The sequence below is a fragment of the Streptomyces sp. NPDC001914 genome (genome assembly GCF_042891215.1).
Lineage (GTDB): Bacteria > Actinomycetota > Actinomycetes > Streptomycetales > Streptomycetaceae > Streptomyces.
Map to the genome: position 1 here is coordinate 69,604 of NZ_JBIASW010000001.1, position 14,866 is coordinate 84,469.

Consider the following 14,866-nt stretch of genomic DNA (forward strand, 5'->3'; position numbering starts at 1 on the left):
AGTCACCATGTACTGCCTGGTCGATAAGTTCCGGCGCTCCACTCGTGGCCCTCGGGGTCGAGAACCCGAGCCCTACGGCTGCCCCAATCGGTGTCTTCTGGAGAAATCACGCTGCTTCCTCCTGCACAGAGAGCGCGTTCGTGCCAGCTGTCCACATCTGCCGACGCCGGCATCCACAAGTAGATTCCGCTTCCGGTGCTCTGGCCACGCAAGGTGGGCACGGTATATGCGGCATCAGCGCTAGCGATCATCAAGACGACGTTGCCCAGGCGCACCTCGGCATGCGTCACCGTCCCCCCAGCCCCCTCTTGGCGGGTAACGACCTGAAAGCCGACTGCTTGCAGCCAGTCCAAGGCGGAAGTCGCATCGTCATAGCTGAGATAGGCGTAGAGCTGCTCGGGTGTGGGGGTCCCCATGACTCCTCCATCGTCCTCACCAGACGCGTTACCCAGGTACCGAGGCGGAGTCGACGATCTGTTCCATCCGTACGATTCGGCCGCTGCGGACGACGAAGGAGTGCGCGACGCGCGCCTCCATCGTCTTGCCCGTGGTCTTGTTTCGGGCGGTGTAGCGGGCCAGGACCACGACGCGTTCGCCGTCGGTGACGTACGTGTCGTCGTGCGTGGTCCAGTCGTCCCACTCCTGGGCAAGGGGCGTGAAGACGCCGTCGATGATCCCGCCGGGGGTTCTGTACGTGCCCGCGAGCGGGAAACCGGCCGACTCAGTCCACTCGACGTCTTCTGCGACAACCGACCTCCACAAGTCGAGGTCTCCCGTCGCGGACGCGATGTACTGCGCGCGTACCGCCTCCGCGGGACTGCGGAAGTCACCGGCGGACGGCATCAGAACATGCCGTTGCCGTTGGCGGACTGCTTGGGGACTTCCTGGATGACGTCCCAGTGTTCTACGACCTTGCCGTTCTCCAGCCGGAAGAAGTCCGCCAGGGCGCGACCGGGGTTGTCCGGGTTTCCGGGCTCGAGGTTCAGGTGGGCGTGCGTGACCACGTGGTCTTCCTCGGCGATGACCCGCTTGATGTCGAGTCGCGCAGGTTCGGGTACTCGCCGCGCAGCCAGTGGACGAAGCCGATGAAGGCTTCGGGGCCGTCCTGGGCGTCTGGGTTGTGCTGAATGTAGACGGGACCGAAGTGGTCGGCGACTGCCTTTTCGGGATCGCCCTGAAACGCCGTCTGGTAGTAGTCGACGACGATGTGCTTGCTCCGCTCAAGATCGGACATGAAATTCACCATTCCGGGAGACTGGGCCCCGGATGATTCTCATGCGATGAAAGCAGCCGGGACCCCTGAATCTTCTAAGGTGCCCTCGCGCCGTGATGACCGCCTGGGCAGGGGGCCGACGCTTTTACTACTCTCTCTTGACTCCCTCAAGGAAGTACCCACAGGATCCGCCGCCACGTGGGGGTGATTTCCTGAGGCAAGGCAACGATAAGACATGCCTGCCATGGTTTCAACTCGCCGCACCAGGACGGCCATCAGCCTCGCCTACTTACGTAAAGGAAAGTAGTCGAATGAGCCTCTGGCGGTGCACATTCCCTCACTGTTCGTGATTCCGTCATCCGCAGTCTCGATGCCCGGTCACGGTGCCGCGCGCGGTAATTCCGGTTCCTTGCTGGATACTTTCCTTAGCGTGAGTAGGTTACCGGAAAGTGCGTGTCAGAATTCGGGAACTACATAGTCGGCGCCCAGCCCGATCCGCCACACGTCTAGCCTGTTTCCGCCTTCTGCCGTCAGGCATCGGACGCCGATTGGCAAGAGGCTCGCCCGGCACCGGAGGTGAGGGCGTCGGGCTCTGCACGCCGGACAGCGAGTGGGCGACCCCGGCCCCGGCCCCGGTGCGAAAAGTGTTATACCCGGGGCGTCCGCTCGTCTCCTGCTGCGACAACCGCCCGCCAGAGCAGTGACACCTGCTCTTGTCCGAGGATGTATCGCATGCGACATGACGGTTCCGACAGGACCGACACGTTTCCGGACCGCAGCACGGTCGAGGCAGCTCGCGACGGGGACTCCAGAGCTGTCGAACGGCTCACCGCAGGCGCCCTGCCGCTGGTCTACAACGTGGTCGGGCGAGCGGCGGAGAGTGATCTCGACGTCGACGACATCGTGCAGGACACCATGGTCGCGGTGATCCGCGCGCTGCCCGACCTCCGGGACACGGCGAAGTTCCGCTCGTGGCTGGTGGCCATCGCGGTCCGCCAGCTCACCGACGCCCGACGCCGGGCGCGGTCCGGTCGGCTGACGACCCTGGAACACGCCGAGGAACGGCACTCGCCGGAACCCGACTTCGCAACCCTCTTCCTGCTGCGGCAATCGCTCTCCGCCGAGCAGCGGCAGGTCGCCGCGGCCACCGCATGGCTCGACACGTCGCACCGGGATCTTCTGTCGCTGTGGTGGCTGGAGGCGTGCGGACGGCTGTCCCGGAAGGACGTCGCAGCGGCCACGAACCTTCCCACAGCCCATCTGGCCGTCCAGGTCCAGCGGATGAAATCCCAGCTGGACGTGGCACGGACGGTCGTCCGAGCACTGTCCTGCACCCCGCGCTGCGCGGAGCTGACCGAGCTCACCGGCCCGGGCGACCCGACTCCCAGCCCCCTGCTGCGCAAGCGGATAGCCCGGCACCTGCGCTCCTGCGAGCCATGCGGTCATCCCGCGGGCAGGCTGGTCCCGCCTGAGCGGCTGCTCGCGGGCTTGCCCCTGCTCGTACCGGGCCGCACGGGAGACCTTGGAGCGGCCGGGGCCACGGGGTGGACCGGGCCGACGGGTCGGCCGGCCTTCGGCGAGGCGGGGAGTCCGGCCGACACCCTCGACGGACCGGGTCCGGGCGCTGACGACGGGACCGGGGCCGATGTCGTCGGTGCCGGGGGCCCCCACCCGGCCGCCACCGTCCGGCACACCGCTCCCCGGTCGGCGCCCCGCGGGCACGGCCGTCGCATGCCCGGCCGCTCGCGTGGTGACCACGGTGTGCTCGGTGGACTCTCCGCCAAGGCGACGGGTGCGACCGTGGCCGCCGGGGTGGCCGCGCTCGTCGTGACGGGCCTCTTCGTGGTCCCCTCGGGATACTCCTCCGGCACGCGGAACACGGCCTCCCAGGTGAGTCCGTCGACGAGGACGCCCGCCCCCACCGTTCCCATGAACGCGTCACCGCGCGGCTCCCGGCCGGCCGCCGGCGCGGAGGACCGCGCCTCCGCTCCTTCCCCCGTCGCCGCGCGCGTCTCCCGCTCGTCCCTGCCGGCGAAAGCCCCCGCCCCGACCTACTTCGTGAGCTCCAGCGGCAGCGATTCCAACCCGGGCACGTCGGCCGGATCCCCGTTCCGCACCCTTCAGAAGGCCGCGGACCTGGCCGGCCCTGGCGATGTCGTCGCCGTCATGAACGGCACGTACACCGAGCCCCGCAAGGGCTCCAACGTGCTGACCGTCAAACGCTCGGGGCGTCCGGGAGCCCCCATCACCTTCACCGCGTATCCCGGGCACCGGCCGGTCCTGAACCCGAAGACGGCCTGGAACGGCATCAGCGTCTACGGCGCGTCCCACATCGTCATCAAGAACCTGGAGGTCAAGGGCAACAACGCCGCGCTGTCCCTGGCCGACGCCGAACGCTCGTCGAGCAAGACCGACCCCACGTACAACACCAACTGCATATCCGTGGAGAAGAATCGGGAGTCCGGCGCGTTCCCCCACCACGTCGACATCATCGGCAACCTGGTGCACGACTGCCCGGGCGGCGGGATCTCGGCGATCGAGGCCGACCACGTCGACATCATCGGCAACCACGTCCACTCCAATGCCTGGTTCACCGTCTACGGCACCAGCGGCATCTCCATCCTCACCCCCCACGACACAGGCGGCAGTGACCCCAGGACGTACGGGATCCGCATCACCGGCAACCGCGTCCACGACAACGAGACCAAGGTCAAGTGGGAAGGCTGCCGCTGCTATTCCGACGGCAACGGCATCATCGTCGACACGACGAAGGGCGACCCCGAGCGCGGGAGACCGGCCTACAACGGACGCGTTCTGGTCGCCAACAACATCAGTTACGACAACGGCGGTTCAGGGATTCACGCCTACAAGAGCCGGCACGTCGACATCGTCCACAACACGGCCTACCTCAACGGCCGCAGCACCCGCATCGAAACGCCCTACGCCAACATCTTCGCCCACGACAGCACCGACGTACGCGTCCTCAACAACATCGCCTACGGCCACCCGGGCCAGGCCACCAACAGCAAGTCCCGCAACGTGAACGTCACGTACGACTACAACGTCTACTTCGGCGGCAAGGCACCCGAGACCAAGGGCCCACACGACATCATCGCCGACCCGAAGTTCACCGCCCCTGGCAACGGCCCGGACGCAGACTTCCGCCTCACCAAAGGCTCACCCGCCATCGGCGACGCCACCCCGTTCCCGGCCGTGACCACCGACTTCACCGGGGCGCACCGCAAGGGCGGCACACCGGACCGAGGCGCGTACGGCTTCGGAGCCGCCGCGGGGTCCGCCACAGGTGACGGCGAGTCATCGGCGTCGGGGCAAGAGAGCCCGGGCGCGCATGCCGGCACACCGTCCGGTGACACGAAAGCCGACCCTTCTACGAGTGCGGGCGCGACCGGAGACGCCAACTCCGACCTCACTGCCCACGGAGGGAGCGAACCACTGGCGCAGACGGGCGGAGCCGACCCGGTGCTTCCGCTCTGCATCGCCGCCGGCGCCCTGATCGCCGGGGCCGGTCTGCTCGTTTACGCCCGACGCAGGCGATCGTGACACGGCCAGACCGTCCCCATCGCTACGGGCGACGGCCCGGACTCTCATCGCGGCGAGAGAAGTGAGGTCGGCGCGGACCTGCGTCGGACCGGCGCCGCGGTCCGGAAGGGGGCACCGAAGCTGCTGGGCTGATGCGGGAAGTAGGACTCACGGGCCAACCGCTGCAAGGGCAACGGCCAACCCGTAAATCGGTTGCGGAAGTTCGAGGTGGAGCGTCTCATCCCGGCTATGACGATTGTGCTGGGGACGCCGACTGTCGACGGAGTACGAGAGGCCATGGCCGCGCTGCGGGAGTGGCAGTACGACGAAGCGCCGATGCAGTTGCATTCCGGGGACATCGGCTGGAACTACCGGTTCGGAACGGCCGAGACGGCCGCAGCGGTCCGGACCTGGAGCCGGGGCGGGCGGATTCTCGCGGTCGGCATGCTCGATTCGCCGACGCTGGTGCGCATGACGGTCGCTCCGGACGCTTTCCAGGATGAGGACTTGGCGCGGCGGCTCGTCGAGGACTTCTCTCTGCCTGGGCGCGGCGTGCTCCCGGAAGGAGGGGTGTCCATCGAGGCGCCGCTGGGCCTGCTGCTCCACGACCTGCTGAGCGAGGAGGGCTGGGGCGTCGGCGAGTCCTGGACGCCGCTCTTCCGCGACCTCACCGAGCCGGTGGAGGACCCCGGCGTGCGGATCCAGTCGATCGGCCCGGAGCAGGCGCAGGACTTCGCCGACGTTCTGCGGTCGGCGTTCAACACCTCGCGGCCCACCCGCGAGTACTGGCACGCGATGTCGGCAGGGCCGTTCTACGGCGACGCCTGCTGTCTGGGCGCCTACGACGACCAGGGCGGCGTGGCGGCGGTCGTGACGGTGTGGTCGGCGGGCCCGGGGAAGCCGGGGCTGGTCGAGCCGATGGGCGTCCACGAGGAGCACCGTGGTCGCGGCTACGGGCGGGCGATCACCGTGGCCGGGGCGGCCACGCTGAGGCAGATGGGCTCGTCGAGCGTACGTGTGTGCACGCCGAGTTCCAACGTCGCCGGCGTCGCCACGTACAAGGCGGCCGGGTTCGAGGTGCGACCGGAGGTGCGGGACCGGATCCGGAAGGCCTGAGGCCGGGGGACGGTGAGTCGGCGGCCTGGTTGTTCGCGTAGCACTGGGTCCGTCTCGGGGGCGTCGGTCGTTCCCCGAGCGCCTCAAGCTGCGAACCGATCGGTTTCGGTCAGGCCATCCAGCACCCGTGCGGCCCGGACCGGCTCACCACACGCGGCCAGGTACGCCCGCCGCAGCAAACCGAAGAGTCTCGCCAGGTGAAGTCCACATGATCGTCTCCAGGTGTCGCCAGTACCAGGGCCGGGACCGGGACCAGGACCGGGAGCGGGACCAGAACCGGGAGCGGGACCAGGACCGGGAGCGGGACCGGTGGGTCAGCTGGTCGCATTTGCCGGTCTTGTGGCGCATCAGCTCGTAAAACGCGCATGCGGGGGAACCTTGCTACGTATGAGGCTCCTAAGCGAACTCCGGAGCGAACGACGATCCCCTCGGGCCGTGCGCTCCTACTGTGGCGCCGCTGCCGCCGTAGCCGTCACGGCCGCACTGGGGGCGCGTGCGGTCGACGCCGACAGCGCCTGGTACCAGTCCCTGCGCAAACCATCCTGGCAACCACCGCCCTGGGCCTTCGGTGCTGTTTGGACACCGCTCTACGCGACGATCGCCTTCGCTGCGGGGCGCGCCCTGAACGCTTCTCCCGATGGTCCCAGTCGCAGCCGTCTGACCACCAGCCTGGCCGTCAATCTCACCCTCAACACGGGATGGAACTGGCTGTTCTTCGGCCTGCGCAGCCCAAAGGCCGGGGTGTGCGGCACAGTCCTGCTGAACTTGAGCAACGCGGAACTTGTCCACCGCACCAGCCGGATCGATCCCTCGGCAGCTCGCGCGCTTGCCCCCTATGCGGGCTGGTGCCTCTTCGCCACCGCGCTCAACGCCTCCATCGCGCGACTCAATCCCGCACGTCGCAAGTAAGACCTCCCGGCGGCCGACGGCAGTTCCTCCCTCGACGGCCAAGCAGCGTCCCACGCAGCTCGACACGAGGGGTGCCGATCTTCGGCCACGCCGGCCTGGGGGCGCACCATCGCGTGGCCTACGTCGGACGTGCAGCCGACGGGTGCGCGCCGGCCGCGCTTCCCCTCCTCGAGGTACTACTACGGTCCTCGAGACACCACTCCGGCCGGTGCCGCCGCCGCGCAGCCAAGCCCGTCTTGCGGATTCGTGACCGCCTCACCATAATGAATGAACATTCATTCGGAGGTTGAGATGGCCTGGACCAGTCGGAACATCCCCGACCAAAAAGGGCGGACCGCCGTCGTCACGGGCGCCAACGGGGGGCTCGGCCTCGTGACGGCCCGAGAGCTCGCGGCCAAGGGCGCGCACGTGGTGATGGCCGTACGCAACCAAGACAAGGCTGCCCGAGCAATCGAAGAGATCCGCACAACCGTGCCGGACGCCTCTCTGGAACTGGTCGCCCTGGATCTCTCCTCTCAGCAGTCGGTACGAGAGGCTTCGGCCAAGATCCTGGCCGCTCACCCACGCGTCGACCTGCTGTTCAACAACGCCGGCGTCATGGCGATCAACGAGTCGAGGACCGTCGACGGGTTCGAAATGCAGCTCGCCGTCGACCACCTGGGGCACTGGACGCTCACCGCACTGCTGCTGCCGGCACTCCTACGCACCCCCGGATCCCGCGTAGTGACGGTGACCAGCACAGCGCATCACATGGGCCGTCCCGTCGACGCGACCAATCCGCACCTGCGGGGACGCTACGGACCATGGCGCGCCTACGGCCAGGCGAAGCTCGCCAACTTCCACTTCGGTCTGGGTCTGCAGCAGCGGCTCCACAGGGCGGGCGCGGGCACCGCAAGCCTGATCGCGCACCCTGGCCTGTCCGACACGAACCTCCAGACGGTCAGTGTCGAATCATCCAGCGGCGGCGCCTCGCAACGGTTCTTCCACTCCTTGGCCAAGTTGACCGGCATGACCGCTGACGACGGCGCCCTGCCGCAACTGCGCGCCGGAACGGATCCGCTGGCCAAGGGCGGGGAGTTCTACGGGCCTTTGTTCGTGAACAACGGCAGGCCCGTCCGCAAGCCGGTTCTGCGCCGCCTCGGCATGGACCAGGCCATCGCCAGGCTCTGGGAAGTGTCCGAGCGAGAGACCGGCATCGCCCTCGATGTTCCCAGCACGGGTCGCACGTGATGGCGGCACCGAAGGACCGTGCGGCAGCAGTACGGGGCGCACTGCGCACCTTGGTGGCCGATCACGGTTTCCACGGCGCCTCGATGAGCGCGGTCGCCAAGGAAGCGGGGGTAGCCACCGGAACTGCTTACACCCACTACGCGTCGAAGGACGCACTGGTGGTGGCCGCGTACTGCGAAACGAAGGCCGACCTCGCGGTCGCGATCACAGCGGGCCTTGACCTCACTGCCCCACCGCAGGAGCGTTTCCATGCGGTGTGGCTGTCCTGCTACCACTACCTGACGGCAAACCCCGTCCACGCACGGTTTCTGCTGCAGGTCGAGCACTCGCCGTACCGGCTCGCGGCTCACGAGGCCGCGTTGACCAACGACAACGACCCGCTGCTCGCACAGGTGGCCAGGCCCGACATGGCCGCATGGCTCGTTCCCCTGCCCCTCGACGTCCTCTACGAACTCGCCCTGAGTCCTGCGGTGCGACTGGCGGCCGGCGGGGTCGAACTCGCCCCGGACGAGCTCGACCTCGTCGCTGAAGGCTGCTGGCGAGCCATCAGCAAAGCCGACTCAACTTGACAGCAGCGTCAAGAAGCGCTTCTTCCCGGGCGTGAACGCCCGGGGTTCCGCGCTAGATCACGCTGAACCATCCTTGGGAAGGTGTTCTTGTCACGCCCGCCTGCGGCAGTGACGTCGGCGTTCTGGTCCTGGCCGGTTCCAGCGGACGCATCGAACACGAGAGAGCACGCATCCTTGCCCAGCAGGGCATCAGTGCTCTGTCCATCCGTTGGTTCGGCGGACCAGGACAGTCCCCGGGGATTTGTGAGATCCCCTTGGAGACCTTCACTGCCGCGGTCGACCTCCTCACCACGAGCGGGGCCCGGCGCATCGGCATCCTCAGCGTCTCCACTGGACGGCAAAAAGACCCTGTCCCGCGGAACGGGACAGGGTCTTCACAGAGCGCCGGGCAGGCCTTGCACCTGCATTTCCCCGCAGGAAGCGGGGCGTCCTTCCTTGGACCACCGACGCATCACCAACCAGTACGACTTCCACCGACCAGCTCAAGATCAATCGTAGCGCACGCCCGGAAGAGCGCGGCATGCCGGCCCAGGCGGAGATCGGTCATCGAAGGCCGTGCAGGGCAGGGGGTGGAAGGAGCCCCGTGCGCGGCGAGCGGGCACGCCCCGAACCCGGGCTGGGCTGGACTCCGGCACCGTACCTCCGGGCGACTTGCCTGTGTGCGACGCGCTTGCATCGGAGCATGGTTTCAGCCCATTGCCGAGCCACCCGCCGGGCCAGCTCGAGCCTTCAGTCCGTCAGCCGCAGTCGACGGGGGCGTCAGCGCCCCACGTAGGCCACTCGGGCGGGGTCGAAAACCGGCCATACTTTGCCTGACGACCGTGAACACCCTCCACCTCCCGAGCACAGGAAGCACGCGGGAAATCCATGCGCCGCCGGGCTGTCAGGCCCTCGAGCGCGGACCGTTGGGGCGACACGAGGTTTCACGCCAACACCCCACGAAAACATCGAATCTTTGTACGGGTCCGTGCCTCCTGCATAAGGTGGAGCCGCGCATGATGTGGAACCTGACCAGTTCCGTGTCCGCGCACATCATTCGGCGGCCGGGGGAACATCGTCGCTCACGGGGATGGGTTGTATTTGCCATGCCGTCACACGGCTTGGCATATGTATCGATGCGGTTGGTTCAGCGTGCTTCTGAGCACCCCTCAGAATCGGAATCATCGCTCCCCTTTCGTTCGACCGTTCCTCGGGCTCGTACCCCCCAGTGAACGCAGAAAGGGATGCCTTCTTGCACCCCAGACCATGGTTCCGGCTGCCCGCGGCGCGAAGATCGCGGAAGCGCACCTCCGCCGTCACCTCAGCGGCTGCGCTGGCCGTTCTGGCCGCTCTCGCGGTCCAGCCCGGCTCGACCAGGCAGAACAACGAGCCGGTGGCCGACTCCTATCCCTGGTACGACGACACCGCCGCCGAGCAACTGCGCCAGGATCAGTGCCTGATGGCCGACGTGTTGCGTCTCGGCGGCCCGTCGATGGCCGCGACCGCGCAGGACGGCCTCAACCAGACGCCGGACAAGCTCCACGTCCTGGCCGACCGCAAGAACTGGGAACGGACACCGCTCGCCGTCGCGTACAACAACGACCGTGACGCGGCGGGCAAGGAGATGGACGCCCTTTCCGCTCAGCGGGACGCCTGGCAAAAGCCCCTGGACGGTCTTTCGGCCCCCGGCGGTTTCACCGAAACCGACTTCCACCAGCCGCCCTCCGGCGACAAGAGCTTCTACTCCCAGACCGGTCTGTCCGCCTGGGTCGCCGACCGTTTCTGGAAGACCGACTCCGACTTCTACGACGACGCCACCCCGAAAGCCGACGACAAGACCCTCAAGGCCGTCGACCAGGTGGGCAACCCCCTCTATGGGAAGGACCCCGATCCCACCGGGACGACGCAGGCGGAGTGGAATCGCGCGCTCGCCGAGCGCAGCGCCTTTCTGTGGATGCACGGGGGTCCCGCGGCGAATGCAGGCGCGGACGACGCCCGCCTTTTCCTGTCTTCCGGTGGCTTCCCGCGCAGTGCGCCGCAGCCGGGCACGGCGGAGTACCGCATCGCCGTCGAGGACGTGAAGTCCCGCTTCGCCGGGTGTGGTTGGCGGGATCCGATCGACCCGGACGGTGTGCTGGGCGACATCACCTCCACGGCGGCCGGCGAGTGGCAGCAGGAGGTCACTTCGCAGGCCGCTCAACGCAACCAGATCCTGGGTGCGAACAAGGACGCGGTCAACGCCCTGTCCAAGGGCGCGAAGGCTTTGAGCGACATGCTCGGCCAGTCCTGGAGCGCCGACCATCTCACCCGGTGGCAGGACTACTGGATGCCGGGCGGTCTGGGCTGGGTGGGTGACAGCCCCACCGTCATCGAGGTGCACGCCGCGAAGGACAAGTGCCTCGACGTCCAGGGCGCTAAGAAGGACAACGGCACGCCGGTTCAGGTCTACACCTGCAACGGCTCGGCAGCGCAGAAATGGGTGCTCCTGGGCAGCGAGGACAAGCTGCACCTGCAGAACGTCAACTCGCTCAAGTGCCTGGACGTGGCCGGAAACGACACGGCGAATGGGACGAAGATCCAGATCTCGTCGTGCAAGGAGTCCACGTCGCAGACCTGGGCATCCGAACTGCGCGGCGCCACCAGCCTGAAGAGCGTCGGCACGGGCAAGTGCCTGGACCTGCACACCTTCGACAACGGCAACGACGCCAAGCTCTACACCTGCAACGACAGCGCCGCGCAGCAGTTCGACATCAAGCCGTCCGGCCACAACGGCACCGGACAGCTGGACTATCCGGACAAGGCGCAGTTCGACAAGGCGAAGGCCGGTGTTGCCGCGGCGCAGACCGGTGCGAAGAAGCAGCTCGCTGTCCTGAAGGCCCAGCTGGCCGCCGTGCAGAAGGCTTCGGCCACCTCGGACACGGCTGTCCAGGCCGCCTACGGCATCGCTGACACCAACGGGGCACCGCGTGGCCGTGGTCTGCTGGTCGGGCAGCAGAAGGACCAGGTCACCCAGGGCGCCGCCGCCGCTCTCACAGCGCTGGTGAAGGCGGGTGAGACGGCCGAGGCGGCAACCCGTGCCTCCGCCGGCGACAGTGCGACCCTCGCGCAGCGGGCGCTGGCACAGGCCGCCCAGTCGAAGGCTGAGTTCCGTAAGAAGGCCGCCGAGACGGCCGAGCTTCAGGCGAAGGCCGCCGCCGACGCGGCCAAGGTGCACCGGGACAACGCCAAGAAGGACAGGGAGACAGCGCAGGCCAAGCTCACCGACGCGCTGAAGGCCGAGGGGGACGCCAAGGCCGCGGCCGCCGACGCGCACGCCAAGCGGCTGGCTGCGGAGGCCGAGGAGAAGACGGCCAAGGCGGAGAAGGCGAACGCCGCCGCCAAGCGGGCCGAGGCTTCCGAGCACCGCAAGAACGCCGAGTCCGAGGCGACGAAGGCGAAGGACGCCAAGGACAAGGCGGAAACCGCGGAGAAGACCGCCGGGGACCGGCGCGACGACGCGGTCAAGGCGAAGGACCACGCCAGGTCCATGCGCGACGACGCCTGGGACGCCGAGCAGAAGGCCGACGCCGCCCGCGCCAAGGCCGACGCCAAGGACGCCTACGCCGACTCTCTGGATTCCGGTGACGCGGCGACCGCAGCCCGGGCTGCTGCGAACGACGCGGACACGGCGGCCGACGACGCCGAAACGGCAGCGACCAAGGCCCGCTCCGAGGCCGACGCCGCCACCAAGGCGGCAGCCGACGCGGACGCTGCGGCCACCCGCGCCGAGGCCGCCGCCAAACGCGCCCGCTCCGACGCCGACGACGCCCAGGCCGACAAGCTGAAGGCCGACGCGGCCGTCAAGACCTCCACCAGCGCGGTCGCCGACGCCATCAAGGCCTCCAAGGACGCCGCTGCCGAGGCCAAGGCCGCGGTCAAGCTCGCCAATGAAGCCGAACAGCATGCCAAGGACGCCAAGACCCAGGCCAAGGGTGCCAACACGGAGGCCGTCAAAGCAGTCGCAGCCTCGGCGAAGGCCGCCGGCTACGCCTACGTCACCGCCCAGGCCGCCGTCGACGCCGGCGCAGCCGCCAAACGGGTCGCCGACCCGGCCAACGACGCCATCCAACTCGGCTCCGCCTACGTCGACACCGACTCCGCCGCCGGCCTGGTCGTCCTGACCGGACAGGGCTCGAAGACGATCGCCGACCAGCAGCAGGCGGTCGCCGAGGCGCACGCCACGAACGCCGCTGCCGGGGCCCAGGCCGCCAAGAACCTCGCCGACCAGGCCAAGGGCGACTCCAAGGAGGCTTACCAGCACGCGGCCGGCGCCGCCGGATACGCGGCGGACGCCCGCACGTATTCGAAGGACGCCCTCGGCTACGCAGCGGGCGCTGCCAAAGCCGCCTCCTCCGCCGCGGCCTCACTGGCCCGCACCATCGACTACGACACGCAGGCCACCACCGACGCAGACGCCGCCGACAAGGCCGCCGGCAACGCCGAGGGCTACTCCAAGGACGCCCGCGACAGCGCCGACGCAGCCGAACTCGACGCCTCCGCCGCCCGCTCAGCGGCCGCCCAGGCCGAACAGGATGCCAAGGACGCCCGCGCGGCAGCCACCCGCGCCGACACCGCCGCCACCGAGGCCGAACAGGCGGCGAAGGACGCCGACAAATACGCCGAAGAAGCCCAGGAAGCCGCCGACAGAGCCGAGAAGGCGGAGAAGGCCAAACAGATCAACACCGGAACCGTCCCCGACGGGAACGGCGGAACGATCGGCAAGATGTTCTACGTCGTCGACCACATTCAGAAGGTCGGCGATCCGGAGGTCACCAAGAAGACCGACGGCTGCGACGGCTTCATCGACAAGCTCTTCTATAACGGCGACTGCACGATCACCGTGAAGATCCGGTACATACAGTTCCTCGACCTCTACATGTGCACCGCGGAGGACCTGGATCCGCAGAAGTACAAATGCCCCTCCGAAGCGACGCTGTACCTGGGCAAGACCCAGACCAAGGAACAGTCGCAGACGGTCACGCACACCATCACGATGGCGGAGTACCAGAGGGGCGTCGACCCCGTCGACATCCTCTTCGGCAGCTGGATCAAGTGCGCCGAGAAATTCAGCTCTGGTTTCCAGTCCGGCAGCTGGACCGGATGCGCCTGGGCGGGCCTGGACGTCGCGAGCCTGTTCGCCGGCAAGATCCTCGCGCCCCTCGCCAAGGCGTTGCGCGCCGTGGATGCCTCGCTCGTCACCGGCGTCGGCATCCGGGACGCGTTCAACGCCCTGAGGGCCCTGGACGAACTCGACCCGGCGGCCCTCAACCGCATCGAGAAGACGGCCAGCCTCTACGAGGACATCGCCGCCTCCTGTCGGGTCGACAGCTTCCCCGGCAGGACACGGGTGCTGATGGCGGACGGCAGTCTCAAGGCGATCAGTACGGTGCGGCCCGGCGACCGGGTGCTGGCCGCTGATCCGGAGAGCGGCGCGCAGCGTCCTCATGCGATCAGCGCCACCTTCGCGCACGACACGGACCACTTGGTGCGGATCGTCCTGGCCGGCGGCAGCAGCATCACCAGCACCCCTGGTCACCGTGTCTATGTCGTCGGTCTCGGCTGGACCCACGTGAACGAGTTGCACCAGGGCGACCGGCTACGCTCACCCGACGGTGAGACGCACGCCGTCACCGCTCTGCGGGACCTGACCGATACGGCACCGCGCCAGGTGTACGACTTGACCGTCGACGGACTGCACACGTTCTACGTGCGCTCCGAGGGACGGCACGCCGCTAACCTGCTGGTCCACAACTGCGTGAACCTCGCCGACGAGACACGCTTCCCGGAATCGGGGGCGCACACGCTCTCGAAGCACGTCAACCGGACTGCCGGGCAGGCTGTCGCCGACGCTCGGGTGAACGAGCGCAACGGCTTGGCCCCGATCAGCACGGTGTGGACCGACGCCGAGATCGCGCAGCAAGCCGTCGACCGGGTCGTCTCCGAGTACTTCTTCCCCAACGGCACGCGGAGGGCGGACAGTTTCAAGGCGCTGGACAACTTCCTGAACAAGCGGGGACAGTGGCGCGACAAGGCCGAGTTCCCGATCACCGGCAAGTGGGACAAGTACTCCTCGCTGGGCACCGTGTACAAGGCGAGCGGCCCCGCGGAGGCTGCGGGCAACGAGGTTCGGGTGGTCCTCAAGCGACTGCCGGGCAAGAAGAAGCACGAAGGCTTCATCGTGTACACGTCGTATCCGTTGCCCAAGTGACAGGCGCCCCGACGGGCACCGAGGCACATGACATGAACGGCTGACCGACATCCACCCCGGGTG

The 14,866-nt window shown here is 68.0% G+C and carries 10 protein-coding genes; 6 read left to right on the forward strand and 4 right to left on the reverse strand.

Features of this window, described 5'->3' with window-relative positions; genetic code table 11:
* Window positions 1-2: 2 nt before the first annotated feature.
* Genes ACFYYF_RS00370 through ACFYYF_RS00385 form a run of 4 tightly spaced genes read right to left on the reverse strand, consistent with a single transcriptional unit; the run spans window position 3 to window position 1,234 of the window.
* The gene (locus ACFYYF_RS00370; RefSeq protein ID WP_388769705.1) at window positions 3-416 is read right to left on the reverse strand and encodes a VOC family protein; all 414 of its coding nucleotides are present in this window, start codon (window positions 414-416) and stop codon (window positions 3-5) included.
* Between the two features lie 28 nt (window positions 417-444).
* Window positions 445-843 carry a nuclear transport factor 2 family protein gene (locus tag ACFYYF_RS00375; RefSeq protein ID WP_388769707.1) on the reverse strand — a complete coding sequence of 133 codons (399 nt, stop codon included), beginning with the start codon at window positions 841-843 and terminating at the stop codon, window positions 445-447.
* Window positions 843-1,073: a nuclear transport factor 2 family protein gene (locus ACFYYF_RS00380; protein WP_388771491.1), complete on the reverse strand. Its 231-nt coding sequence runs from the start codon at window positions 1,071-1,073 to the stop codon at window positions 843-845. Before ACFYYF_RS00380 ends, ACFYYF_RS00375 begins: the two co-directional genes overlap by 1 nt.
* Window positions 983-1,234 carry a hypothetical protein gene (locus tag ACFYYF_RS00385; protein WP_388769709.1) on the reverse strand — a complete coding sequence of 84 codons (252 nt, stop codon included), beginning with the start codon at window positions 1,232-1,234 and terminating at the stop codon, window positions 983-985. The genes ACFYYF_RS00380 and ACFYYF_RS00385 overlap by 91 nt, the downstream gene beginning before the upstream one ends.
* A gap of 711 nt (window positions 1,235-1,945) precedes the next feature.
* On the opposite strand from ACFYYF_RS00385, the gene ACFYYF_RS00390 reads away from it, so the two are divergent.
* The 6 genes from ACFYYF_RS00390 (at window position 1,946) to ACFYYF_RS00415 (ending at window position 14,803) form a co-directional block, all read left to right on the forward strand.
* Window positions 1,946-4,774, forward strand: coding sequence for a sigma-70 family RNA polymerase sigma factor (locus ACFYYF_RS00390; protein ID WP_388769711.1), 2,829 nt, complete (start codon window positions 1,946-1,948; stop codon window positions 4,772-4,774).
* A 228-nt stretch (window positions 4,775-5,002) separates the two neighbouring features.
* A complete protein-coding gene (locus tag ACFYYF_RS00395; protein ID WP_388769713.1) occupies window positions 5,003-5,869 on the forward strand; it encodes a GNAT family N-acetyltransferase in 867 nt (288 codons plus the stop codon).
* A 435-nt stretch (window positions 5,870-6,304) separates the two neighbouring features.
* Entirely contained in the window at window positions 6,305-6,778 is a 474-nt protein-coding gene (locus tag ACFYYF_RS00400) for a TspO/MBR family protein (RefSeq protein WP_388769715.1), read from the forward strand.
* A gap of 291 nt (window positions 6,779-7,069) precedes the next feature.
* Complete coding sequence (locus ACFYYF_RS00405) at window positions 7,070-8,008, forward strand: oxidoreductase (protein WP_388769717.1); 939 nt, start codon at window positions 7,070-7,072, stop codon at window positions 8,006-8,008.
* Window positions 8,008-8,577, forward strand: a complete 570-nt coding sequence (locus tag ACFYYF_RS00410; protein ID WP_388769719.1) for a TetR/AcrR family transcriptional regulator — start codon at window positions 8,008-8,010, stop codon at window positions 8,575-8,577. Before ACFYYF_RS00405 ends, ACFYYF_RS00410 begins: the two co-directional genes overlap by 1 nt.
* 1,231 nt (window positions 8,578-9,808) lie before the next feature.
* Entirely contained in the window at window positions 9,809-14,803 is a 4,995-nt protein-coding gene (locus ACFYYF_RS00415; RefSeq protein ID WP_388769721.1) for a ricin-type beta-trefoil lectin domain protein, read from the forward strand.
* Window positions 14,804-14,866 lie beyond the last annotated feature (63 nt).